Genomic DNA, 22,643 nt, shown 5'->3' on the forward strand with positions numbered 1-22,643 from the left:
AAACCGACCCTCAGAGGTCTTAATCCAAGGAGTGCCGCTATGGCATCTGTGTCCTTTCACCATGGCACGCGTGTATTCGAAAGTGCCGAAACCCCGCTTCTGGTACGCATGGCGCGCACCGCCGTCATCGGCCTTATCGGCACTGCGCCGAATGCGGATATACTTGCGTTCCCGTTGAATAAGCCGGTGCAGATCCTGCGCCCGCAGGATGCAGCAACTCTCGGCAATGCCGGAACGCTGAAAAACGCTATCGACAGCATTTTCGACCAGGTCGGCTGTCCGATCATTGTGGTTCGAGTTGAGGAAGGTGACACGACGGCAGAAACCTGGTCGAACCTGATCGGCGATCAGACTGCCTTTACCGGCGTCCATGCATTCCGGCGCGCATCGTCGGACGGTCTCTATAAGCCTAAGTTGCTTATTGCTCCTGGCTTCACCCAAACCTCGCCAGCCGACGGCATTGCCTCGATCAATGTGACTGCAGGCGGAACCGGTTATGATGCTGACACGACGACCGTCGCGGTCACGGGGACGGGTTCCGGTGCAGTCGCAGAGGCTGTTGTTGCCGAAGGCGCGATCACTGCGATCATCGTTCGCAAGGCTGGTTACGGCTATACCGGAACGCCGGGGGTTACGATCACCGGCAAGGCTGGATCCAAGGACGCAACCGCAACCGCCAATATCGGTTCTGTTATGAACCCGGTTGTTGCCGAGCTGATGGGCGTGGCGGAAAAGCTGAAAGCCGTTGCTTATGTCGACGGGCCTGACACGACCGATCAGGCGGCTGTGCAGTATCGTGGGCTGATCAATTCGGGGCGCATCGCGATTTGCGATCCGAAAGTCTTGAAGTACGACACGGAACTTGATGCCAACGTTCCGGCTCCATCCTCGCCGATCTTCGCCGCCAAGCAGGCGAAAATGGATCTGGAGCAGGGGTTCTGGTGGTCAGGCTCGAACGTCGGTATCTCCGGTATTGTCGGCGTCAATCGCCCCATCGAATACGGCGACCAGTCGAACTACCTCAACGAAAACCGGGTCAACACTATCGTCAATATCGATAATACCGGCTTCCGGCTCTGGGGTGTCTGGACTTGCGCTGCAGAACTTCTCTGGCAGTTCATTTCTGTGCGGCGCACTGCTGACGCCATCAATGAAGCGCTGGAAAAGGCATATCTCGCATTTGTCGACAAGCCGTTTTCCCGCGCAAATCTGAAATTCATGGTCGAGGGCGGACGCGCTTTCCTCCGGCAGATGGAAGCCGAAGGCGCAATTCTGCCTGGCCATGATTGCTGGCTGCTGGATACGAACACCGACAACGATATGGCGCAAGGCATCATCAAGCTTGGCGTGAAGTTCGAGCCGCCTGCACCGATGGTCGATATCCGCATCACAGCCTACCGCAACATCGCCAGCTATACGCTGCTGCTCAACCAGGTTGCGCAGGAAATCACTTCCGGATCGGCTGGCTAAGCGCCAGGCTGTCCCTCTCCAGCTCTTACTTTTCAACGTCATTAAGGGGTTAGGCTCATGTCTGACATGCCGCGTTATATCCTGCGGAACTGCACCATTTTTGCAGACCGCGTATCGAAGATCGGGCAGGCAAGTGAAATCACGCTGCCGGTGCCGACGGAAAAGGTCGAGGAACTGCGCAACGCCGGTATGGTGCTGCCGATTGATGTTCCGATGGGCTATGAAAAGATGGAGGCTAGTTTCAAGCTCTCCGGCTTTGACCCGCAGGTTATCACGCTGTTCGGCCTGGAGGTCGGCTCCGAACGCGAGTTCATGGTGACCGGTGCGCTCGTGCACGAGGATGGCACCGTCGTCAACGCAACTGCCTATATTCGCGGTCGCCTCATCAAGAACGATCATGGTGCCTGGAAGCCGGGTGATATGGCCGAAAACGATTTCTCGATCACGCTTCGCTATTACAAGCTGGAAGTCGAAGGGGCGACCCTGATCGAAATGACGCCGTTTGATGTGTCCATCGGCGGCACGTCGCGCACTCAATCCATCCGCAGCGCACTTCTCGCGTAATCAGCGTAGTTTCAAGGACACGACAACATGACTGATAAAAACACAGTCTTGCTTTCCAAGTCTTATAAGCTTGGTGGCACGAATACCAACCAGATTGAGTTTCGCGAGCCTAAGCTGGCAGACCTAATCGCCGTCGAAAACGTGGCCAAAGGCGGAGGCAACAATCAGGTTATGGCTCTGATGATCGCCCAGCTATCCGGATCCACCTATCCGGAGGTGGCCGAATTTAGCGTGACCGACTACGAGCGTTGCACAAAGGTGGTGTCGCCTTTTTTGCGGCAGGGCACCTCGGATGGCGACGCCTGACAATCTGGCTTAGCCAGAACCTTTACACCCCGATATCGACGTTTCTGGAAATGACGCCGCAGGAAGTCTTGCTGTGGCGTGATGAGGCCGTCGATCTGATGAAAGCAAAGAGAAAATAATGGCTGTCCTGAGTTCCAAGCTTGTTGTTTCGCTTGTCGATCAGATCACCGGGCCCGCTCGCGGTGTTGCTGCTGCGCTCGATGGTCTCAACCGTCGTGCCAGCAGAACCACGTCCGCGATCATGGGGGCGGGCGGGGGCTTTTCCGTCGGGGCGCTGGCTCGCAATCTTGTCGCCATTGGTGCAGGCTATGTCGGCGTTCGTGAAGGCATCGGCGGCACCGTTGGTGCTGCCATGAAATTCGAGGAAGCGTTCGCCGATGTCCGCAAGGTCGTTGACGGCACGCCTGCGCAATTGTCAGTCGTTCGATCCGAGATCCTCGGACTATCGAAGGAACTCCCGGTCACTGCCGATGGGCTTGCCTCGATCTATGCTGCTGCCGGTCAGTCCGGCGTTGCCTTGCAGGAACTGACAAAGTTCTCGGAAATGGCGGCAAAGGTCAGCGTGGCGTGGGACACGTCGCAGGGGGAAACCGGCGATGCACTGGCGAAGATCAAAACCCAGCTTGGCTTTAACGTCGACCAGATCGGTTTGCACGCTGACGCCATCAATCATCTTGCAAACAATACCGCTTCGGCTGCTCGCGACCTCGTCGAGTTTGACAAGCGGGTTGCTGCGACCGGCAAGATGTTCGGCTTTTCCGATACTCAGACACTCGCATTCGGTGCGTCGATGATTTCGGCAGGTGCTGAGGCGGAAGTTGCGGCGACCTCGTTCCGCAATATGGGGCGAGCGCTGACGAAAGGTGAGCAGGCGACAAAGTCGCAGCGTTTGGCATTCGCAAAGCTCGGCCTCGATTCCGTCAAGGTGTCGAAGAACATGCAGAAAGATGCGCTCAAGACCACGTTGAACGTGATCGAGCGGATCCAGCAGCTACCGAAAGATCAGCATATCAGCATCGCTTCTGCCTTGTTTGGTGATGAGTCGCGGGCGCTCATGCCGATCATTGCCGATACAAAGGAACTGCGCCGCGAGCTTGCGATGATCGGCACCGAGTCGAACTACAGCGGATCCGCGTTTCAGGAATATATGGTTCGCGCCGAAACGACCGCGAACGCCTTGCAGCTGCTCGGAAACAAGATCAAAGCTTATGGCATCGGCGTTGGTGACAGCTGGTTGCCGACGATCAAGGATATGAGCCTTGGTATCGGCGATGTACTGGACACACTGGATAAACGTGTGGGCGTCATCGACAAGATCGAAATGGCCGTCAAGGGTTTGATGAGCGGTTTCGGTTATGGGGGTGAGGGCGGAACGCGCCAGCTGATCAACGATCTCGGTGACCTCCTGTTCGGCAAGGCATTTGAGGGCGACAGCACACAGGTTGATCAGCGCATGATTGATCTGGCCAAGCTATCGAACAATTTCCGCAAGATTGGTCTCGACCTGAAAGCCTTCGCCAAGGACATCGGGTCGGGCGATATTCTGGGTGCTGCCGGTAATATTTCGGAAGCTCTCAGCAAGATGTCTGGCTCTGCTACCGTTATAAGCGCACTCGGCATTGCTGCCACAGGCGCAGCCATGCTGACCATGGGGCGAGGGATCACCCGACTTGCGTTCTCTCCATTTGGTCGGATTGGGTTGGCCGCTGCTACCGCAATCACACTGATTGATGCTGTAAAAGGTGCAAACAGCATTGGCGAGTTTGCAGATAACCTGACGAAGTTGTCGCTTGTGGATTGGGTGACAATTGGCGCAGGCCTTTTGGCCGTTGCAGGGCCATTGCTCGAATTGAGGAACTTGATTGCAGGAACAGCTGCTGCAGGTGCGGCTTCTACTGTCGCTGGCGGTGGAACTGCAGCAGCGGGTGGAGCGAGTGCGGGATGGCTTAGCCGTATTTTGGGATCTGGCGGCGGGACGGGTGGTATGGTCGCTCGCGGCGGCTTATGGGGGCTTGTCGCCTACGGGTTCTATAAGGGCTTGGAAGCAAAGGGACCGTCGGATCCGCGATACATTGACCCGGAGTTTTTTGTAGAGAAATCGAATGAACAAAAGGTCAAAGCTGGATCTGGTGTCGGACAGATAGTGCCCGCAGCGCCGTTGCCTAATCAGCCTGCGCAAACTGCGCCACAGCCTTTTAGCCTCGGAGCTATTTGGGATGCTCTGACAGCACCGTCGCCGACTGCCGGTATTGGCAAAGGTCCGACGGACGTTTCCATTGTCGACACTCCATCTGTATCGATCTCAAATCCGGTCCAGACAATGCCGAGCGGAACGCAAGATGTGCGGGTTACCAATCCGCAACCTCCGCAAATCAACAATTATATCACTCTCAATGCCCAGACTGGAGCCACCGCAGCCGAGCTGCGCGGCGAAATGGAGCGATTGCTGGTGGGTAAGATTACGTCAGCTTCGAACGGTGCGTTTTCGGATGGGGGAATGTAATGGCAATTCCAATGTGTCTAGGGCCGTTTATGTTTCATTCCTTACGTTTTGGCTACAAAGGGTTGAGGCGTGATCTATCGACCCGATGGGCTGATGTTAGCACTGTCGGCGGTTTGAACCGCCTGCAGTGGACTGGCGGCGATGATGATCGCACGACAATTGAAGGAGTGTTGTTCCCCCATGAGTTCGGCGGATTGGCTGCGCTTGAAGGCCTTCGCGGGGCGGCTGTTGCCGGAACTGTATTGCCGCTTATTACACTAGCCGGGAATGTCTACGGTATGCATGTGATCGAAGGTATTAGTGAAGATCAATCGTATCATACTGCGCTAGGACAGCCGCGAATGGATGTTTTTCGCATCCAGCTTAAGCGCTACAGCGGTGGCAGCTTCTCGCCGATTTCAGTTATTCAGTCACTATTCGGGTGATGCCATGGGCCGTATTTACACAACCATACAAGGGGAAATGGTCGACGCCATCTGCCGGAAAATTTATGGCGACGAAAGTGGCTATGTCGAGCAGGTGTTCGAAGCGAACCCCGGTCTGGCTACACTCCCTCATCGATTGCCGATGGGAACGAAAATTCACCTGCCAGAATTGAGTAAGGCAGACGATAGGCAGACGGTCGTTTCGCTCTGGGATTAATCAGCCGGCATCAACCTGAAACATGGTTTTGTAGAATGATGTCCAACTTCTGTCGACCTTGCCTTTGCAGGTGAATTTGTCGCCCTTATGGAGCTTTTTCACGATATCGCTCCATTGACTCGACATGCCGCAGCGCACCAACACATTGCGACCCAGATCGAGGTCGACCCAGTAGCCGGATAGCATGCCTTCTTCCACTTCGGTAACCGCGCCCGTTAATTCATAAATCTGGCCTGACATATTCTTGTCCCACCAAGCTTGCTGTTCGAGTTCTGTCTTGTTTCTATTGATGCCAGACAGAATTTCGGCGGCGGTAATGCTGTGGGCTTGTGGCTCCAGTTTTGTTTCTCGCTTTGGTTCCTCTTGGGTAGCCTGTGAGTTGTAAGTAGCTGGTGTGGCTGCCATAATTGCAGCATCAACGGCAAGTTCATCCGGGTTCCTCTGGCAGAACCGATACATGCTAACGAAGGCGGTCGTTTGATCTGCACTTGTGGCGCGTGAAAACCTCATGCCCTTGTTTGCCAGAAAGGCACCCATCGCCAACATTGTGACTTGGTTCAACCCGTGATTGGTCGCGCTCATCAATTCACCGCCGTGCAGGTAGGCGGCTTCGGTGTCTCGAATGTAATCTGCGCAAGTAAACTTTTCCTCGGCTAGAGCGGATGTCGCGCAAAGTGCGGCGGCTCCAGCGTAACAAAATCTCAGAAACTTCATGTCCCCTCCGGCTCAACAGGCTGGATGCTCCCCAATAGGCTAATTGTATGAAGACTCCAGCCCTTGAAATAAAAGTCAACGGCAAAGCCGTCGCGTCCATTGTGAATGAACGGCTTATATCGCTGACTGTCACTGACAAAGAGGGTGTCGGCTCGGACTCGGTTGATGTCGACCTGAATGATGGCAACCCGTTCGCCGCCATCCCTAAAAAGGGTGACAAGATCGAGGTGTCGCTTGGCTATGCAGAGACCGGCATACTCCCTTTCGGGGCGTTCACTGTAGATGACCCAGAGATCCGCTGCCTTCCTTACGGCATGAACATTCGCGGGCGAGGGGCGAATATCCGCGACAAGTTCAAGCAAAGCCGCTCCCGCCACTGGGATGAAAAGACTGTCGCCGAGATCCTGCAGCAGATCGCTTCCGAAAACGGTTTGCAGCCTGTCATCGACGACGAGGTCGCTTCGCACAAGTATGACTGGTTCGGTCAGCAGGATGAGAGCGACATGCACGTCTGCGAGCGTCTGGCTCGCATTCATGGTGCGCTGTTCTCGGTCAAGGATGGCAAGCTCATCTTCGCCAAGCGTGGCAGTGGAAAGTCAGCGAGCGGAAAGGATCTGACGCCTATTGTCGTCGGGCCATTCGAGATCGTGCAGGGCACATGTCGCATCAACTTCGCCTATCGCAAGAAAGTCAAAACAGTGCGCGCAAAGGTTCGTGATCGCGCCAAGGCTGAGACGGTCGAGGTAGAGGAAGACAGTGACGAGGAAGGCACTGCCGATTTTACGGTGAAGGAAAATTTCAGCACGGAAGCCGAAGCGAAAAAGGCTGCGAAATCCAAGGCTGAAAGCCTCAAGGCGGAAACTGTCAAAACCTTTGTCACAGTGTTTGGCGATCCGACCATTCGGGCAGGCGCGCCGTTTACCTACCAGAATGTGCGTCCGGAAATTGACGGCATAGAATTCATTATCGAGACAGCAACCCACCGCATCAGCAAGTCGGGATATATGACCGATATCGAGGCGAAGCTAAAGCCGGTCGCCAGCAAAGCATCCAAGGATAAGAAAAAATCGACTGCGGCCAGCACGTCGAAAACAAACGAGAACAGTCCGAAAACGCCAGCGGTGCCGGATCCCAAACCGCAAGCGCCCGCAACCTCAACGACGGGCGGGTCACCTATGGGCGTGGGTATAGGTCGCGCATAGCGCCGCTCGAATTTCCAACGGGGCAATCATGAAATACATTATCCGGAATTATCCGGTCGTCTTCATCAAGTGGGCGATCTACGGGATCTTGCTGCTTATTGCCAAGCTGGTAGCGATCCTGATCGCACCGATATTGGCGTTCTGTTCAGTGTTGGCGGGGATTTCGGTTCTGCCGTACCCATTCTCGCTTTTTCACACGCATGATGACGACCTGGACGGCGGGCAACATCAGCTTGGATGGCCGCAAGCCAAGGGCTTCAAACTGTGGTGGCAGCGAACACGATGGATCATGCGAAACCCGGCTTATGGCTTTGCGGCCAATGTGCTCGGTTTCAGGTTAGATGGCGTGACCACCGTTTATCAGATCGACAGCGGCGGCATTGACTGGTCGAAACCCGGCACATTCTATGAGGGTGTGTATCGAGACGCGAATGGCCGATTGTTTTTCTCGTATCGCGCCCGCTTCAAGGTCTTCGGCAGGATCTGCGGTTGCTGGATCGGCTGGAGCTATGTCGCCTACGACAATGTCAGCCTGCAGCTGAAAATCTCTCTCATATCCATCGTCAAATAGAGGCTGTCATGCAGCTTGTGCCCGATTGGCGACACGTCTTGCGAAAGGCGTGGTCTGTCCGCCTGATCCTGCTTGCCGGTGTTCTAACCGGCATTGAAGCCGTGTTGCCGCTCCTTGGTGACACTTTCCCCATCCCCTCCGGCGTGTTCGCGTTGCTGACCTTCTTCGTGGTGGTCGCAGCCTTTGTGATGCGCCTTGTTTCTCAGAAGGTATTTCGAAATGGCGAGTAAACGCGCAAAAGCTGCTCTGGCGTCTGGGTTGGGGCTCGTCGCTTTGACGGCGACTTATCTGACCGCCCCATGGGAGGGAATGGAAAACCAGGCCTATTACGACAAGCTCGGCAAAGTCTGGACCGTATGTCTCGGCGAAACCAAAGATGTCAAGAAAGGTGACTATTACACTGACAAGCAGTGCCGCGAGAAACTCATCACACGTCTGGAGAACGATTTCAGGCAACCGCTGCGCAAGTGTATCCGGACTTTTGATCAGGCACCTATCAGCGTGCAGGCGTCGATGCTGGATCTCTCCTATAACATTGGGACTGGTGCGGCCTGCAAGTCGACCGCCGCCCGCCGCATGAGTGAACGGCAATGGCGTGCAGCCTGCAACGCGATGACCGCTTTCAATCGCGCCGGGGGCAAGGTCGTGGATGGTCTGAAAAAGCGCCGCGAACTGGGTGACGCTCAGCGCATCGGTGAGTTGGAACTCTGTCTGGCAGGTCTGTGATGTTCGGCCTGCTGGACTACCTCAAGATAGCCGCTGGCTGCGCCGTCGGGATCGTGTTGTCCGCGATCTATTTTAACGGCGTGCCGGTTCTCAAGGATCTTCCCTATGTCGGAGCTGTTTTCGAGGGACAGGCCAAGAAAGGCCTTGTTCCCGAATTTCAGGCGGTGGCGCTACGGGCGGAACTCGATGAGTTGCAACGGCAGGGCAAAGCCAATGCGCTCGTCATAGAAGCCTACCAGGTGCAGTTGCGGAACGCTCGCGCAGCCGAGGTCGCACAGATCGAAAAATCTGAACAGGAGATAGCAGATTATGAAAAGAAGCTGGCAGCTGCGGGCCGTACCTGTCTGCTTGATCGCGATGATTTGCAGTTCCTGCGCCAGTGATCGACTGCTGCAAGAGGCTGCTGAACGGCAAGGCAAGGCGCAGGCGCGCGCCGTCCCGCCTGACTATCCTGATGACTGTCGCGAGAAAGAAGCGCATGCACCATTGATTGAGGGGGTGGAAATTCGCTCCACCTTGAAAAGGGAGCGAGCGGCGCTCGACAGGCAGAATGCGCGAACTGATCGATGTGCTGAATTCTATGACAGCTGGGCAAGGGGGATACGGTGAGGGAAGGTGCGATGCGGTTACCAAGCAAAGGAAAGTTTGAGTGGAACTTTAACACGCTGCTACAGCTGGGGCAGATCGCAGTCCTGATCCTCGGCGGCGTGACGATCTGGGTCAACAGATCTCGCGATATCGAGGATCTCGCAAAGTGGAAGCTTTCGCATGAGGCGTATCATAAGGAGCGTCTGGCTGAGGTCCGCGAGGAGAAGGGAAAAAGCGATCAGCGGTTCCAAACCATCGAGGCTGATATTCGCAAGCTCTCCAGTAATCAGGAAAGCATGAGCTATCAGATCGCGTCAAACACGCAAGCGATCAAAAGTGCTGCCGATAATTCTAAGGAAATTCAGGATACTTTGACGACGGTGCGCGGGGATGTGCGTGTCGTGATGGAGATCCTGCAGCGTCTGGAGGCTGGACAGCGGCGTCCATTACCGCGGTAAAACGGTAGCGATCCGCTATAATATGAATGACCAAGCGCCCGCCCGTCATCCGACGCGGCGGGCTTTTTCTTTTCTACCGGTCGGGATGGTGTCTTGCCTTCGTCGTCGCTCATTCGTTCGGATCTGCGCCGGTTGCTCCGTGGTGTAATCCTTCAGATACAACACGGATGGCTGTTGCCGCTTCTTCTTCTGACCAGCCAGCATCGACCGCATCCTGAATAAGCTCTCGGACACCCACGACGTTTGCGCCCGAAAGCGCCGCAGTGGCTTCAGCTTCCGTCGCGCCAGCCGCCACCTGTTGCTCAACAAGGTCAGCGAGGCCCTGCGAAATCGCTTCCTGACAATCAATTTCACGGTCGGGATAATCGCCGGGCTGTTTTGGTCGGAACATTCGATCCTCCTTCGATGGTCTAGAATTAGGTAGGGCATTAATTTTCGCTGTCCAGCCAAAGGGTCTTCGTCGTTTCGCTCATGCAAGTCCCCCTACAAATCCGCTCATTTCCTGCAGGCGTACCATTGCCATACGCATATGGCCGTGACAGCCGCGCGCCTTGCATCGGGCTTTCGCCTCGATCTCATCCAGATATTTCTGTGAACGATCGGTCCCCTCGCAAAGCATATGCCTGGTTGTGTAAGTCACGCGACTGCACTTTTTGCAGGTCAATTCAAGTCGCTGTTCATCATCCAGATCTCGGACCTTGATTGTGGATTTCCAATTGCCCATTACCAGAAATCCTCTGCGGATGGGATGCGAGAGTAACTGATCTTGCCGCCCACATGCCCGCCTGCAGGCGGTTTCCATTCGCCCATGCTGACAATGGTTCCGGAATATTTCGCGTTGAGCGTATCGACAGCGTTGTTCGCCTTTTCCCATTTCTGGCGAACGGCATCGTCATTATTCAGCATGTCCATCTGTCGCTCACCTGCTGGTGACAGATCATACAGCGTCACCCCAACCCTGAAGATAGTGACGCCTCGCGGATGGTCTTCTCGCACGCGTTGCCAGAGCAAGCGCAGCGCCGATAAAATAGCCTGATCGTCATTCACGACCGGTAAGTAATGTTTGCCAAACCAAGAGCCGTCGCGCACGGACAGCCAGAGCCATAGGCCTGCTGCGTAGAAGTTTTCACGACGAAGGCGACGGGCGGCTTTCGTCAGCAGAAGGCGGGATATTTCATATGCGCCTATGATCGAGCGCGCCTCTGGTGGTAGAACTCGACCATGGCCGAACATACCGCGCTGCTGCGAGGGCGCTTGGATATCATAACCGTGGAGGGCATACCAAAGTCGCTCGCCGTTGACGCTGTTCCAGATCTTCCGCATGTGTTTCGGTTGTAGGGCGTAGAGCTGGGCGGTTGTAAACACGCCATTGCGATAAAGCCGCTTTGCCATATTCGATCCGACGCCGGGTATATCCTCCAGCTCGACGCGCAAGAGCGGGTCCGGCATGATCGATGGCCACCATATGGCTAGTCCATTGCCGTAAGATCCCCGCCGTTTGGTTTCTTCTTTCCCTGCCTTACAGGCGATCTTTGCAAGCTGGCGATTTGCAGCGAAACCGATTGAGCATGTGATGAACGGGCCAATGTTGTCTGAGATCGCCGATTTGATGCGCGCTGCCAGTAGCTCCGGATCTCGTTTGCCGCTGGCGTCCAGCACGCATGTCAGCTCGTCTATGCTTTTTGCTGTGTCGATGGCGATGACAGTCTCGATCTCGCAGAGCAGGGCATTGTGAGCGCGCCGATAAAGGTCTGGCTTTTGCGGGACTAGGATAAGATCGGGGCAGAGCCGCTTCGCTTCCTTGATCGGCATGACGTTTTTAACGCCGAAGTTTTTCGCCTCTTTCGAGCAGGCGATGACGGCAGTGCGGTCGGTGCCTTCGAAGGGCACGACTCCGATGGGGCGACCACGTAAACGCCGGTCGCATTGCTGTTCGACGCTCGCAAAAAAGCCGTCAAAGTCCAAATAAAGACGCTCTATAGTCTCAGGAAGGCGCAAGGCACGCTCCAAAATCAGGGCGAGCGAAACCTGCCCTGTGCACCTATGCGCTCAGGAACATATTCCGCTCAATGTGGATATGTTCCTAAAATGTTCTCATTTTGAAAGTTAGTCAATCTGCATTTTCCGGTTGTGGAAAATCGGTGCAAAAGCTTGGTCGCTTGGCTGCTGAAATGTGGGGCAGGCGAATGAAAAAACATAATGTTTATAACGCATGCTTTTCTGTCCCACTTTTTTACAAACCATTGAAAAGGCGGGAAATCCGCAGAACCTCCGGGACTCTCATGTTTGTGCAATAAAAAACCCCGCCGGAGCGGGGCTAGAACAATCTAGAAGACTATCGTTGTCGAAATACAGCCTTAACGTCACCGCCAGCTGAAGAGGGGATCCCACTCTCGTTATTGTGGCGTGGATCTGTAATTCCAAAAGCTACAACGGTATCGCGCATCAACTCGAACAATGAACCCGTATTTGCTGTTCCGTCCAGGCGATAGCTCGATGACGAGCTAGACTCACGGTATATGTAAGATGCATCCGCATTCCGGAATTCAAAAGTCATTGTTCCCTCCATCCTTCGAAATTCCGTTGATCGCCGATATTGTTGTTGCCATCTCGCCGAAGTTGCCCTTCCGAGACGAACGCGTAATTAGCGTCTAGTGTGCTCTCAATCAATCCCCGTGTAAACAAATAGTCAAAAACACCATTTGCTGGCACGGTATTAAGCGGGTTGAAAGGTGTTAGCAGCTCCATTTCGGCTACGTAGTCTTTATGGAGCGCCTTCAATAGCTCATACAATTCGCTGTCTGGTTTTACTACGTTCAGGCCGAGATCTATGGCTTCTCGACGATTAATAGTGTAGTCATGGCTACCGGACTCTGCGCATAAAAAATTTACGATTTCATTAACCTTATCGTGATCCTGAATATGCCCGCTAAGCAGCTTTGTTCCGAGATAACGGATCTGAGCCTGCGAACGAAAAATCTCACCCAAAACTAAAGGGTGAACCTTATCCGATAAATTGTTTAGAAGCCCGCCCAAAACTGTTGCGTCTGTAACCTTTAGGTCTTCTCTCGCAGCATCCAAATATCCGCGCACCGCTTCGACACTGACGGGTATTCGGGCTAATTGGTTTCCGGCTTGAAATTGCGGACCGAGTGGATGCGTTAGACTCGGGTCAATTGGTCCGAGCGCAGCCTGCTTTGTCATGATAATTGAATTTGCGCCCAACGAAATGAGCGTCCCTGCGCTCATTGCTTTATTGGGGACAATCACTTCGAATTCATCGCAAAAGGTCTTTATGAGATTTACCAATCGCCACGCAGCTGACGTACTTCCTCCATTTGTATGAAGTATGAGCGATATTTTCTTTGTTGGACCGATCTCGTCCAACACGTCGACGAAGATATCAAAGCAATCTGGACTGATTTGCGTCTCCAGACTTGGGCGATCTCCTGTCACATATGTAACTACGCGGGTCTCCAGCTTTTTTTCTATCGCCGCGTATACGTCTTTCCTCTCTTGAATCCCCAATTCAATCTCCAGACGAATCTTTTTGAAATACACTCTTACCCTCGAATGCAACAAAGACGACAAAAAGACAACACAGTATCGCCATATTTAAGAGACCGACGAATAGAGACTGACACCTCATTCCTGCCACTGATGGGTGCTAAATTTTTGTCTTTGCAGGCAACTGGCGTTCATTCCGATCTTGTCTTTTGAAGGCTCTGATTGTAGTAGGTGCGCCAACGTGTGATTTTACGGCGCAATTTTGCGATACGTACTGTGACACAAACTGGGATACAGAGCTGCCAATTTGGCAGAATTTGTACAAGGAAATCAATGCAGGGGGTATGGTGCGGCTGCTCTCCATCCGCACCAACTGCCATAAGGCAAAAGAATTTCTCTCCCGCGACAAGGCAAACAAGCCGGTGACGGCGGGACAATGACAAGAAGTGAAGGTTTGAACATGCAGGTTACCGAAACGCTCAATGAAGGGCTGAAGCGCGAGATCAAAGTCGTGGTTCCGGCCAAGGACCTCGAAGCCAAGCTCGCAGAGCGGCTGGAAACTGCGCGTGACCGCGCCAAGATCAACGGCTTCCGTCCGGGCAAGGTGCCTGCGGCTCACCTCCGCAAGATGTACGGCAAGTCCTTCATGGCGGAAATCGTCAACGAAATCCTCAACGACTCGTCGCGTTCGCTTCTCGCTGAACGTAACGAAAAGTCGGCTACTCAGCCTGAAGTCATCATGTCGGAAGACGAAAAAGAGGCCGAACAGGTTCTCGACGGCAAGGCCGATTTCGTTTTCTCGCTGAACTACGAAGTTCTGCCGGCAATTGAAGTCAAGGACTTCTCGAAGATCGCCGTTACCCGTGAAGTCGTCGATATTTCCGCTGAGGAAGTTGACGATCAGGTCAAGCGCATCGCTTCGTCGACCCGCGCCTTCGAAACCAAGAAGGGCAAGGCCGAAAACGAAGATCGCGTCACGATCGACTATCTGGGCAAGCTCGACGGCGAGCCGTTTGAAGGCGGCGCGGACAACGATGCGCAGCTCGTTCTCGGTTCGGGTCAGTTCATTCCGGGCTTCGAAGAGCAGCTTGTTGGTGTCAAGGCTGGCGACGAGAAGGTCATCACTGTGACGTTCCCGGCAGAATACGGCGCTGCCCATCTGGCTGGCAAGGAAGCTACCTTCGACATTACCGTCAAGGAAGTTGCCAAGCCGAACGAACTCGTTCTCGATGATGAAACTGCAAAGAAGCTCGGCATCGAATCGCTTGAGCGTCTGCGTCAGGTTGTTCGCGAACAGATCGAAAGCCAGTACGGCCAGATCACCCGCCAGAAGGTAAAGCGTCAGATTCTCGACGCTCTGGACGGTGACTACCAGTTCGCAACGCCGCAGAAGCTTGTTGACGCTGAATTCAACAATATCTGGCAGCAGATCAACTTCGACCTGCAGCAGGCTGGCCGCACGTTCGAAGACGAAGAAACCACCGAAGAAGCTGCTCGCGAAGAATATCGCAAGCTCGCTGAGCGTCGCGTACGCCTCGGTCTGGTTCTGTCGGAAATCGGCGAAAAGGCTGGCGTTGAAGTTTCTGAAGAAGAACTGCAGCGCGCTGTTTACGATCAGGTTCGTCGCTATCCGGGCCAGGAAAAGGAAATCTACGAATTCCTGCGCAAGACGCCGGATGCCGTTGCCAACCTTCGCGCCCCGATCTTTGAAGAAAAGGTCGTTGACCATCTGCTCGCCAACATCAGCGTGACCGACAAGAAGGTCTCGAAGGAAGAGCTGACGGCTGAAGACGAAGATGCAGCTTCGGAAGCAAAGCCTGCCAAGAAGGCTGCTCCCAAGAAGAAGGCCGCTCCTAAGAAGAAGGCCGACGAAGGCAAGTCCGAAGAGGCTTGATCTTCACTTCCAGCAGGAATTCGGAGGGGCCGCGCATAGCGCGGCCTTTTCGTTTTGCGATCATGGAAATGGTGGCTGAAAAGCTTGCATCCGGTGGGGCTTTGCTCTAGCCAATACAACAATCAGTTTCAGCCCAATCACAGTATTGTCGAGCCAGTAATGTCCCTAATCGATACGCGTATACCTGAACCCAAACGCTTTATCTCCGGCGCGACCGGCGACTGGGAAGTCGTCATCGGCATGGAAGTCCATGCGCAGGTCACGTCAGAATCGAAGCTGTTCTCCGGCGCTTCCACTTCGTTTGGCGCGGAGCCGAATTCGAATGTTTCTCTGGTTGATGCAGCCATGCCGGGCATGCTGCCGGTCATCAATCTGGAATGCGTCAAACAGGCGGTTCGCACGGGAATCGGGCTCAATGCTCAGATCAATCTGAAGTCGGTTTTCGACCGCAAGAACTATTTCTATCCCGATCTGCCGCAGGGCTACCAGATCTCACAGTTCAAGCAGCCTATCGTTGGCGAAGGCAAGATCATGATTTCGGTCGGCCCGGACAATAAGGGCCAGTTCGAAGACGTGGAAATCGGCATCGAGCGCCTGCATCTGGAACAGGATGCGGGCAAGTCCATGCACGATCAGCATCCGACCATGTCCTATGTGGACCTGAACCGTTCTGGTGTGGCGTTGATGGAAATCGTATCGAAGCCGGACCTGCGTTCCTCCGATGAAGCACGCGCTTATCTGACCAAGCTGCGCACGATTGTGCGTTATCTCGGCACTTGCGACGGCAATATGGACGAAGGCTCGATGCGCGCTGACGTAAACGTCTCCGTGCGCCGTCCGGGCGGGGAATTCGGCACGCGCTGCGAAATCAAGAACGTCAACTCGATCCGCTTCGTCGGTCAGGCGATTGAATATGAGGCTCGTCGCCAGATTGCTATTCTCGAGGACGGTGGCTCCATCGATCAGGAAACGCGTCTGTTCGATCCGGTAAAGGGTGAAACCCGGTCCATGCGCTCCAAGGAAGAAGCGCATGACTATCGCTATTTCCCTGATCCGGACCTTCTGCCACTCGAGTTCGACCAGGCATTCGTGGATGCGCTGGCAGTGGATCTGCCGGAACTGCCGGACGTCAAGAAGCAGCGCCTCGTCGAGAAGCAGGGTATCTCGATCTATGATGCATCGATTCTCGTTACCGAGAAGGCCATTGCTGATTATTATGAATCCGTTGCTGCGGGTCGTGACGGCAAGGCCGCAGCGAACTGGGTCATCAACGATCTCCTCGGCGCGCTGAACAAGGCGGGCAAGGACATTGAGGAATCGCCGGTCAGCCCGGAACAGCTCGGTGCAGTCATCGATCTCATCAAGGAAGGTACGATTTCCGGTAAGATCGCCAAGGATCTTTTCGAGATCGTCTGGAATGAGGGTGGTGACCCGAAGAAGCTTGTTGAAGAACGTGGCATGAAGCAGGTTACGGACACCGGTGCCATCGAGAAGGCAGTGGACGATGTCATTGCTGCCAACCCGGAAAAGGTTGAGCAGGCGAAAGCCAAGCCGACGCTGGCTGGCTGGTTCGTTGGTCAGGTCATGAAGGCAACGGGCGGGAAGGCCAACCCGCAATCCGTGAATGAACTGGTCAAGGCCAAGCTCGGGATTGAAGAGTAATGTGGGTCAGGAGCGCGACAGAGGCTGATCTCAAGGCAGTGCATGAGCTGCTTGTATCGACCTGGCACGCGACCTTTGACGACATCCTCGGGCGGGAAACGGTGGATGCCGTTACCGCCCGGTGGCACGGCATCGCTGTTCTGAAGGCCAATCTGAAGAAGCCTTATTCGGAATTCATTGTCGCCGATAACGGCAATGGTGGGATCGACGGAATGGCTTTTGCCAGCCAGTCCGAAGAAGGCAAGGCTTCGCTGCATCAGCTTTATGTTCGTCCCGACACGCAGGTTCAGGGCATTGGAACGATGCTTCTCGCCGAAATCGAGATGGCTTTTCCTGATGTTCGAACGATGAAGCTTGAAGTGATCGAGCGAAACACCAAGGCGGTGAATTTCTATGAGCGCAAGGGCTATACCAAAGTCGGCCGGAACGAGGATTGGGGCGATCCCAATTGCAAGGAACCGGTGCTGGTTATGGAAAAGTCGCTCGAAAGCTGGAATATGTAAAGCATGTCTCGCCAAAGTGGAGATCGCTTTGGGGAGACATGCGAGAATATAAAAGCCTGACGCGCGCGGCGTTTTGGGCCCATCATACTCTTGTGACAGCGGCAACTTGACCCTTGCCATGGCCAGTCGATAGGGCCATAAGCAAGAAAACCCGGTGGTTTCGGTCACCTGTGGCAATAATGGATCTGGAATAGGTCATGAAGAAATTTATTACGCAAGTTTTCACCTGGTGGAACGGCCAGACGCTCGGCACGCGGTTTCATACGTGGCGCAAGGGCGAGCGCGTCGGTGAGGACGAGTTCGGCAATATCTATTATCAGGGCGGCAAGGACTCCGAAGGTCGCACACGTCGCTGGGTAATCTTCAATGGCTATGCGGAAGCAAGTGCTATTCCTCCCGGCTGGCATGGTTGGATGCATCATCGCGTTGACACGCCGCCTACCAAGGAAGACTACAAGCCGCGCGACTGGCAGAAGCCGCATCTGCAGAACCTGACCGGTTCTCCGCTGGCGTATCGTCCGAAAGGCGCCATTGCTCGTCCGGGCACGGAACCTGCGGAACGTCCGCGCGTGACCGGCGAATACGATGCCTGGACACCGGGCAACTGATAATCGGTTTTGATTTTTGTCCGGCGCGTTCATCCGCGCCGGATTTATTATGTGTCCGCCTTTTGACGCTATAGCGGAAAAGGTTTGAGGATAGACGGCTCGCTTAAGACCAGCGGCAGCATTGCGGCTTGCGACTGGGCAACGAATCGTCACATTTCATGCTTAAGAATTGTTCCGGCTTAATTTAAACCCTTTGGATGCGGATCTCCGTTTTGACGAAGCAATCTCACGGCGCGGCTGGCAACGGAAAAAACCCGATAAAAAGGGCTGTTCAGGTTGCCTTGATTTCGCTCATTGCGACCACCAGCAGCTTTCAAGCAGCAATGGCCGAACGCATCACCAATCCGGTTGCTGAGTTCTCGGGTCTCGATAAAATCACCGGGCGTATCACGACGTTCGACGTCTATATCAATGAGACAGTTCAGTTCGGCGCCCTTCAGGTAACGCCGAAAGTTTGTTATTCGCGCACAGAGAACGAAGCACCACGCACGGATGGTTTCGTTGAAGTCGAAGAGATCACGCTTGACCGAAAGATTCGCCGTATTTTTACCGGCTGGATGTTCGCCGATAGTCCGGGTCTCAATGCTGTCGAGCATCCGATCTATGACGTCTGGCTGAAGGACTGCAAGCAGAAGTCGGAAGTGCCTCCGCCGGATCAGCGCAATTAACCGCAGCTATTTAGAAGCGCGCGATTCCATCCAGCGCGTTTTCCAGCAGTTTCTCGTATTTTTTCCTTGGAACTTCCACAGCGCCGAATCTTTCGAGATGCGGTGTGGTGAACTGCGTGTCGAGCAGCACGAAGCCTTGCTTCACCAGATGCTGGACCAGATAGGCAAGGCAGACCTTTGACGCGTCCCGTTTTCGTGTGAACATGCTCTCGCCGAAAAAGGCACGCCCAAGCGTTACCCCATAAAGTCCACCAACGAGCTGTCCGTCATGCCAGGCTTCGACCGTGTGGCAATGTCCGATCTCGAACAGATTCTTATAGGCTTCGCGGATAGGTCCATTGATCCATGTGCGCGCACGTTCACCGGTTCCGCTGGCACAACCGTCGATCACACCATCAAAATCGTTATCGAGCTTTATGTCAAAAATGCCCTGGCGGATGGTCTTCTGGAGGCTTTTCGGCATGTGGAAGCCATCAAGGGGTATGACACCGCGCCTCTCGGGACGAACCCAGAAGACTTCGGGATCGTCGGCTTCTTCGGCCATGGGAAATATTCCCGTGGCATAGGCCCGCAGGAGTAACTCCGGTTCGATTGAATAGTCGTCCGGGGACACTCCTGCGGTCACTTTCGTCAGGCGCTTTCGCTCTTGGTTTTCTTGGCCAGATACTTTTCAAGCCAATGAATGTCGTAATCGCCGTTAGCGATATCCTGATTGGCAATCAGGTCCTGGAAAAGCGGGAGGGTGGTTTTCACACCATCCACCACGAACTCGTCCAGCGCGCGGCGCAGACGCATCATACATTCGACGCGATTGCGACCATGCACAATCAGCTTGCCGATAAGGCTGTCGTAGTAAGGCGGAATGCGATAGCCGGAGTAGACGCCCGAATCCACGCGGATGCCGAGGCCACCCGGCGTATGATAATGCGTGATCAGGCCCGGCGAAGGCGCAAAAGTCAGCGGGTCTTCAGCGTTGATACGGCATTCGATGGCATGGCCGGAGAAGCGGATATCCTTCTGCTTTACCGACAGGCCGAGGCCAGCTGCAACGCGAATCTGCTCGTGAACGAGATCGATACCCGTGATGGCTTCCGTAATCGGATGTTCTACCTGAAGACGCGTATTCATTTCGATGAAATAGAATTCGCCGTCTTCATAAAGGAACTCGATCGTTCCCGCACCGCGATAGCCCAGTTCCGCACAGGCGTTGGCGCAAACCATGCCGATCTTGTCGCGTGCTTCTGCATTGAGCGCCGGTGAATTGGCTTCTTCCCAAACCTTCTGGTGACGGCGCTGCAACGAGCAGTCGCGTTCGCCCAGATGGATGGCATTGCCGGCACCGTCGCCCATGACCTGAACTTCGATGTGGCGCGGCTTTTCGAGATATTTCTCGATATAGACCGCGTCGTCACCAAAGGCTGCACCGGCTTCGGTCCGCGCGGTTGCAAGTGCTACCGAAAGATCTTCTTCGGTGCGGGCAACCTTCATGCCGCGTCCGCCACCACCGGCCGAAGCCTTGATGATGACCGGATAACCGATTTCCTTCGCGATGCGAGCGGCTTCGACGTCATCCGTCACACCGCCGTCAGAACCCGGAACAACCGGAATGCCGAGGCGCTTTGCAGTGCGCTTGGCTTCGATCTTGTCGCCCATGATGCGGATATGCGAAGCGGTGGGGCCAATGAAGGTGATGCCGTGCGCTTCAAGAATTTCCGCGAACTTGGCGTTCTCCGACAGGAAGCCATAACCCGGATGGATTGCGTCAGCGCCCGTGATCTCGCAAGCAGCAACGATCTGATGGATGTTCAGATAGCTGTCGCGCGATGGCGGCGGCCCGATGCAGACACTTTCGTCTGCCAGACGCACATGCATCGCGTCGGCGTCTGCCGTGGAGTGAACGGCGACGGTCTTAATGCCCAGTTCCTTACAAGCCCTGAGCACGCGAAGAGCGATTTCGCCACGATTGGCTATGAGTATCTTTTGAAACATTGCGCTTTGCTGCCCGTTCATTGAATAAGCCGTAATCTGTTGTCTTATTCGATTACGACGAGCGGCTCACCGAATTCAACCGGCTGAGCGTCTTCGATGAGAATGGCCTTGACCGTACCAGCCCGCGGGGCCGGAATCTGGTTCATGGTCTTCATGGCTTCGATGATGAGAAGCGTCTGACCTTCCTTCACCTGTGCGCCGACTTCGATGAAGTTGCGAGCACCCGGAGCCGGAGCGAGATAGGCAGTGCCAACCATCGGCGACGGAACGGCGTTCTTCGACAGATCGGCCTTGGTCGGTTCGGCGGCTGCAGCAGCTGGTGCGGCAGCAACAGCAACAGGGGCTGCGGCTGGCATAACGGTTGCTGCGGCCTGAACCGTGACCTTGCGCGAAACGCGGATACGCAGATCGCCATGTTCGACTTCGATATCGGTCAGGTCAGTTTCATTGAGAATGTCCGCCAGGTCGCGGATCGTTTCCTTGTCGATGACGGAATTTTTGCTGGACATATCAGGCCCCTTTAACGCTTTGCCCGTTGTTTTCTTCTTCTTTGGCAATTGCCGCAAGCGCGCGCAGACCGAGCAGATATCCTTCCGCGCCAAAGCCGCAAATAACGCCTTTGGCGACTGCGGATACATAGGAGTGATGCCGGAAAGCCTCACGCGCATGAATGTTCGAAAGATGCACTTCCACGACCGTTACCTTGGCCGAGCGGATTGCATCATGAATAGCAACCGAAGTGTGGCTGTAAGCGGCTGGATTGATGAGGACATAGGCGTTTTTGTCGCCAGCCTCCTGAATCCAGGTCACCAGATCGCCTTCGTAATTGGACTGACGGAAATCGACATCAAGTCCGAGTTGTTCGGCCTCACGCTTGCAGTCCGCCTCGATATTCTCGAGCGTTGCAACACCGTATATCCCCGGTTCTCGTTTGCCGAGAAGGTTGAGATTGGGGCCGTTCAAAACAAAAACCGTTTTTGCCATATCCGTCCGCGACTGATAACGCGTTACCGCGAAATTTCGGTACACTTCGCATTTCATATAGAGGGCTTGGACGCAAGCCGAAACCCTCTAAATCATTGCAGATGTTTTGCCGAACCGGTTTTTCCCGCTATTCTTTGCAAAATAAGCAGCCGATAAGGCAATTTCTCTTCACGCAACATAAACATTGGATGCCACGGCATAAACTGTTTCACAAAAGTGATCAGTCAAGCCATGGCCGATCAGCTTACTTTTTCGCTGCAGCGCGCGCTGCTGCGATTCTCTCAACCAGACCATCGACGCCGATTGCACCCGGAACCAGTTCATCGCCGATGATGTAGGATGGTGTGCCGGTAATGTTGAGCTGTTGCGCCAGCTGATAGGTCTGCTGGAATGCGCCGGTGATGGCCGGATCTTTCATCTTTTCGCGCAACTGTGCTTCATCAGCGCCGAGCTTTACGGCATCGGCGATGGCGGAATCTTCCGTTGCACGCTCCTGCGCGCCGAGCAGTACTTGGTGGAATTCAGCATATTTTTCCGGCATCAGCGCTCTGAATGCCTGTGCCACGATATGCGCCTTGGCCGAATCCGGACCAAGAATCGGGAATTCCTTCATGACAAAACGGACATTCTTATCGGTTTTCAGGATCGCTTCCATGTCGGGCAGTGCCCGCTTGCAATAACCGCAATTGTAATCGAAGAACTCGTAGACCGTCACGTCGCCGTCCGGATTGCCGAAGACTGCATCATGCTTGGGGTCATAAAGGGCGGCACGATTGGCAGTCAGCACCTGCTTGATCTGTTCCTGCGCCGCGTGTGCCTGCTTGGTTTCCAGCGCGCTTTGCACTTCCAGCATCAGTTCGGGATTCTGGATGAGATAGTTGCGCACGACGTTTTCAATGGCCTGCTGGTTCATCGCTGCCGGGGCTGCGGAAGCGGCAGGGCTTTCCACGGCAGCTGGAGCCTGCCGGGCAGTGCCTGCATAATAACCCGCTGCAAGAGCTGCGATCCCCACGATGCCGCTGGCAACTGTTATGGAAACTATATTCTTCATTCCAAATTCCAATCTGTCTTTAATATCGCTATC

26 protein-coding genes are annotated in these 22,643 nt (G+C 54.6%); 17 read left to right on the top strand and 9 right to left on the bottom strand.

Annotation, left to right across the window (positions count from 1 at the left end; all coding sequences use genetic code 11):
• Positions 1–39: 39 nt before the first annotated feature.
• From OHI65_RS14960 to OHI65_RS14985, 6 genes are all read left to right on the top strand, one after another.
• Positions 40–1,470, top strand: a complete 1,431-nt coding sequence (locus OHI65_RS14960; RefSeq protein ID WP_264359135.1) for a phage tail sheath subtilisin-like domain-containing protein — start codon at positions 40–42, stop codon at positions 1,468–1,470.
• Positions 1,471–1,527: 57 nt separating this feature from the next.
• Positions 1,528–2,034, top strand: a complete 507-nt coding sequence (locus tag OHI65_RS14965; protein WP_012092167.1) for a phage major tail tube protein — start codon at positions 1,528–1,530, stop codon at positions 2,032–2,034.
• A 27-nt stretch (positions 2,035–2,061) separates the two neighbouring features.
• A complete protein-coding gene (locus tag OHI65_RS14970; protein ID WP_151609880.1) occupies positions 2,062–2,340 on the top strand; it encodes a phage tail assembly protein in 279 nt (92 codons plus the stop codon).
• 118 nt (positions 2,341–2,458) lie between these two features.
• Positions 2,459–4,843, top strand: coding sequence for a phage tail tape measure protein (locus tag OHI65_RS14975; protein WP_264359136.1), 2,385 nt, complete (start codon positions 2,459–2,461; stop codon positions 4,841–4,843).
• The gene (locus tag OHI65_RS14980) at positions 4,843–5,268 is read left to right on the top strand and encodes a phage tail protein (RefSeq protein WP_210845472.1); all 426 of its coding nucleotides are present in this window, start codon (positions 4,843–4,845) and stop codon (positions 5,266–5,268) included. The genes OHI65_RS14975 and OHI65_RS14980 overlap by 1 nt, the downstream gene beginning before the upstream one ends.
• A gap of 4 nt (positions 5,269–5,272) precedes the next feature.
• A complete protein-coding gene (locus OHI65_RS14985; protein WP_210845470.1) occupies positions 5,273–5,485 on the top strand; it encodes a tail protein X in 213 nt (70 codons plus the stop codon).
• Here OHI65_RS14985 and OHI65_RS14990 read toward each other — a convergent pair whose 3' ends face one another.
• A complete protein-coding gene (locus tag OHI65_RS14990; RefSeq protein ID WP_210845468.1) occupies positions 5,486–6,199 on the bottom strand; it encodes a hypothetical protein in 714 nt (237 codons plus the stop codon).
• Positions 6,200–6,246: 47 nt separating this feature from the next.
• On the opposite strand from OHI65_RS14990, the gene OHI65_RS14995 reads away from it, so the two are divergent.
• From OHI65_RS14995 to OHI65_RS15025, 6 genes are all read left to right on the top strand, one after another.
• Positions 6,247–7,401, top strand: coding sequence for a phage late control D family protein (locus OHI65_RS14995; RefSeq protein WP_264359137.1), 1,155 nt, complete (start codon positions 6,247–6,249; stop codon positions 7,399–7,401).
• A gap of 28 nt (positions 7,402–7,429) precedes the next feature.
• A complete protein-coding gene (locus OHI65_RS15000) occupies positions 7,430–7,972 on the top strand; it encodes a hypothetical protein (RefSeq protein WP_264358681.1) in 543 nt (180 codons plus the stop codon).
• Positions 7,973–7,980: 8 nt separating this feature from the next.
• Complete coding sequence (locus tag OHI65_RS15005; protein WP_264358682.1) at positions 7,981–8,202, top strand: hypothetical protein; 222 nt, start codon at positions 7,981–7,983, stop codon at positions 8,200–8,202.
• The gene (locus tag OHI65_RS15010; protein WP_151654424.1) at positions 8,192–8,698 is read left to right on the top strand and encodes a lysozyme; all 507 of its coding nucleotides are present in this window, start codon (positions 8,192–8,194) and stop codon (positions 8,696–8,698) included. The genes OHI65_RS15005 and OHI65_RS15010 overlap by 11 nt, the downstream gene beginning before the upstream one ends.
• Entirely contained in the window at positions 8,698–9,081 is a 384-nt protein-coding gene (locus tag OHI65_RS15015; RefSeq protein WP_264359138.1) for a hypothetical protein, read from the top strand. The genes OHI65_RS15010 and OHI65_RS15015 overlap by 1 nt, the downstream gene beginning before the upstream one ends.
• Before the next feature lie 222 nt (positions 9,082–9,303).
• Complete coding sequence (locus OHI65_RS15025) at positions 9,304–9,744, top strand: hypothetical protein (protein WP_264359139.1); 441 nt, start codon at positions 9,304–9,306, stop codon at positions 9,742–9,744.
• Between the two features lie 109 nt (positions 9,745–9,853).
• On the opposite strand, the gene OHI65_RS15030 is transcribed toward OHI65_RS15025, so the two are convergent.
• From OHI65_RS15030 to OHI65_RS15040, 3 genes are all read right to left on the bottom strand, one after another.
• Positions 9,854–10,135 carry a hypothetical protein gene (locus tag OHI65_RS15030; RefSeq protein ID WP_264359140.1) on the bottom strand — a complete coding sequence of 94 codons (282 nt, stop codon included), beginning with the start codon at positions 10,133–10,135 and terminating at the stop codon, positions 9,854–9,856.
• Between the two features lie 332 nt (positions 10,136–10,467).
• The gene (locus tag OHI65_RS15035) at positions 10,468–11,742 is read right to left on the bottom strand and encodes a Y-family DNA polymerase (RefSeq protein ID WP_264359141.1); all 1,275 of its coding nucleotides are present in this window, start codon (positions 11,740–11,742) and stop codon (positions 10,468–10,470) included.
• A 555-nt stretch (positions 11,743–12,297) separates the two neighbouring features.
• On the bottom strand, positions 12,298–13,305 hold the full coding sequence (locus OHI65_RS15040) for an SDH family Clp fold serine proteinase (RefSeq protein ID WP_264359142.1): 1,008 nt from the start codon (positions 13,303–13,305) through the stop codon (positions 12,298–12,300).
• Positions 13,306–13,711: 406 nt separating this feature from the next.
• Here OHI65_RS15040 and tig point away from each other — a divergent pair, with 406 nt between their 5' ends.
• The 5 genes from tig to OHI65_RS15065 all read left to right on the top strand — a co-directional run bounded on the left by tig (position 13,712) and on the right by OHI65_RS15065 (position 18,586).
• Complete coding sequence (gene tig, locus OHI65_RS15045; protein WP_264359172.1) at positions 13,712–15,145, top strand: trigger factor; 1,434 nt, start codon at positions 13,712–13,714, stop codon at positions 15,143–15,145.
• Positions 15,146–15,304: 159 nt separating this feature from the next.
• Entirely contained in the window at positions 15,305–16,807 is a 1,503-nt protein-coding gene (gene gatB, locus OHI65_RS15050) for an Asp-tRNA(Asn)/Glu-tRNA(Gln) amidotransferase subunit GatB (RefSeq protein ID WP_012092152.1), read from the top strand.
• Positions 16,807–17,310, top strand: a complete 504-nt coding sequence (locus OHI65_RS15055) for a GNAT family N-acetyltransferase (RefSeq protein WP_036583875.1) — start codon at positions 16,807–16,809, stop codon at positions 17,308–17,310. Before gatB ends, OHI65_RS15055 begins: the two co-directional genes overlap by 1 nt.
• A gap of 197 nt (positions 17,311–17,507) precedes the next feature.
• Entirely contained in the window at positions 17,508–17,918 is a 411-nt protein-coding gene (locus tag OHI65_RS15060; protein WP_010661260.1) for an NADH:ubiquinone oxidoreductase subunit NDUFA12, read from the top strand.
• Between the two features lie 197 nt (positions 17,919–18,115).
• Complete coding sequence (locus OHI65_RS15065) at positions 18,116–18,586, top strand: DUF2155 domain-containing protein (protein ID WP_010661261.1); 471 nt, start codon at positions 18,116–18,118, stop codon at positions 18,584–18,586.
• Between the two features lie 10 nt (positions 18,587–18,596).
• Here OHI65_RS15065 and aat read toward each other — a convergent pair whose 3' ends face one another.
• The 5 genes from aat to OHI65_RS15090 all read right to left on the bottom strand — a co-directional run bounded on the left by aat (position 18,597) and on the right by OHI65_RS15090 (position 22,610).
• The gene (gene aat / locus OHI65_RS15070) at positions 18,597–19,211 is read right to left on the bottom strand and encodes a leucyl/phenylalanyl-tRNA--protein transferase (protein ID WP_413541929.1); all 615 of its coding nucleotides are present in this window, start codon (positions 19,209–19,211) and stop codon (positions 18,597–18,599) included.
• 5 nt (positions 19,212–19,216) lie between these two features.
• Positions 19,217–20,575 (bottom strand): acetyl-CoA carboxylase biotin carboxylase subunit, encoded by a 1,359-nt coding sequence (accC, locus tag OHI65_RS15075; protein WP_010661263.1) that lies wholly within the window; start codon positions 20,573–20,575, stop codon positions 19,217–19,219.
• Positions 20,576–20,619: 44 nt separating this feature from the next.
• Positions 20,620–21,084, bottom strand: a complete 465-nt coding sequence (gene accB, locus OHI65_RS15080; RefSeq protein ID WP_010661264.1) for an acetyl-CoA carboxylase biotin carboxyl carrier protein — start codon at positions 21,082–21,084, stop codon at positions 20,620–20,622.
• Between the two features lies 1 nt (position 21,085).
• Positions 21,086–21,559 carry a type II 3-dehydroquinate dehydratase gene (gene aroQ, locus OHI65_RS15085; RefSeq protein ID WP_010661265.1) on the bottom strand — a complete coding sequence of 158 codons (474 nt, stop codon included), beginning with the start codon at positions 21,557–21,559 and terminating at the stop codon, positions 21,086–21,088.
• A gap of 244 nt (positions 21,560–21,803) precedes the next feature.
• A complete protein-coding gene (locus OHI65_RS15090) occupies positions 21,804–22,610 on the bottom strand; it encodes a DsbA family protein (RefSeq protein ID WP_012092146.1) in 807 nt (268 codons plus the stop codon).
• Positions 22,611–22,643: the final 33 nt, after the last annotated feature.

Origin of the sequence: Brucella sp. MAB-22 (assembly GCF_025908475.1) — a bacterium.
Lineage (GTDB): Bacteria > Pseudomonadota > Alphaproteobacteria > Rhizobiales > Rhizobiaceae > Brucella > Brucella anthropi.

What these genes read in the sequence shown, in the direction of transcription:
- OHI65_RS14960 (WP_264359135.1), top strand. Translation starts at nt 40, where the DNA reads ATGGCATCTGTGTCCTTTCACCATGGCACGCGTGTATTCGAAAGTGCC.
- OHI65_RS14965 (WP_012092167.1), top strand. Translation starts at nt 1,528, where the DNA reads ATGTCTGACATGCCGCGTTATATCCTGCGGAACTGCACCATTTTTGCA.
- OHI65_RS14970 (WP_151609880.1), top strand. Translation starts at nt 2,062, where the DNA reads ATGACTGATAAAAACACAGTCTTGCTTTCCAAGTCTTATAAGCTTGGT.
- OHI65_RS14975 (WP_264359136.1), top strand. Translation starts at nt 2,459, where the DNA reads ATGGCTGTCCTGAGTTCCAAGCTTGTTGTTTCGCTTGTCGATCAGATC.
- OHI65_RS14980 (WP_210845472.1), top strand. Translation starts at nt 4,843, where the DNA reads ATGGCAATTCCAATGTGTCTAGGGCCGTTTATGTTTCATTCCTTACGT.
- OHI65_RS14985 (WP_210845470.1), top strand. Translation starts at nt 5,273, where the DNA reads ATGGGCCGTATTTACACAACCATACAAGGGGAAATGGTCGACGCCATC.
- OHI65_RS14990 (WP_210845468.1), bottom strand. Translation starts at nt 6,199, where the DNA reads ATGAAGTTTCTGAGATTTTGTTACGCTGGAGCCGCCGCACTTTGCGCG.
- OHI65_RS14995 (WP_264359137.1), top strand. Translation starts at nt 6,247, where the DNA reads ATGAAGACTCCAGCCCTTGAAATAAAAGTCAACGGCAAAGCCGTCGCG.
- OHI65_RS15000 (WP_264358681.1), top strand. Translation starts at nt 7,430, where the DNA reads ATGAAATACATTATCCGGAATTATCCGGTCGTCTTCATCAAGTGGGCG.
- OHI65_RS15005 (WP_264358682.1), top strand. Translation starts at nt 7,981, where the DNA reads ATGCAGCTTGTGCCCGATTGGCGACACGTCTTGCGAAAGGCGTGGTCT.
- OHI65_RS15010 (WP_151654424.1), top strand. Translation starts at nt 8,192, where the DNA reads ATGGCGAGTAAACGCGCAAAAGCTGCTCTGGCGTCTGGGTTGGGGCTC.
- OHI65_RS15015 (WP_264359138.1), top strand. Translation starts at nt 8,698, where the DNA reads ATGTTCGGCCTGCTGGACTACCTCAAGATAGCCGCTGGCTGCGCCGTC.
- OHI65_RS15030 (WP_264359140.1), bottom strand. Translation starts at nt 10,135, where the DNA reads ATGTTCCGACCAAAACAGCCCGGCGATTATCCCGACCGTGAAATTGAT.
- tig (WP_264359172.1), top strand. Translation starts at nt 13,712, where the DNA reads ATGCAGGTTACCGAAACGCTCAATGAAGGGCTGAAGCGCGAGATCAAA.
- gatB (WP_012092152.1), top strand. Translation starts at nt 15,305, where the DNA reads ATGTCCCTAATCGATACGCGTATACCTGAACCCAAACGCTTTATCTCC.
- OHI65_RS15055 (WP_036583875.1), top strand. Translation starts at nt 16,807, where the DNA reads ATGTGGGTCAGGAGCGCGACAGAGGCTGATCTCAAGGCAGTGCATGAG.
- OHI65_RS15060 (WP_010661260.1), top strand. Translation starts at nt 17,508, where the DNA reads ATGAAGAAATTTATTACGCAAGTTTTCACCTGGTGGAACGGCCAGACG.
- OHI65_RS15065 (WP_010661261.1), top strand. Translation starts at nt 18,116, where the DNA reads ATGCGGATCTCCGTTTTGACGAAGCAATCTCACGGCGCGGCTGGCAAC.
- accC (WP_010661263.1), bottom strand. Translation starts at nt 20,575, where the DNA reads ATGTTTCAAAAGATACTCATAGCCAATCGTGGCGAAATCGCTCTTCGC.
- accB (WP_010661264.1), bottom strand. Translation starts at nt 21,084, where the DNA reads ATGTCCAGCAAAAATTCCGTCATCGACAAGGAAACGATCCGCGACCTG.
- aroQ (WP_010661265.1), bottom strand. Translation starts at nt 21,559, where the DNA reads ATGGCAAAAACGGTTTTTGTTTTGAACGGCCCCAATCTCAACCTTCTC.
- OHI65_RS15090 (WP_012092146.1), bottom strand. Translation starts at nt 22,610, where the DNA reads ATGAAGAATATAGTTTCCATAACAGTTGCCAGCGGCATCGTGGGGATC.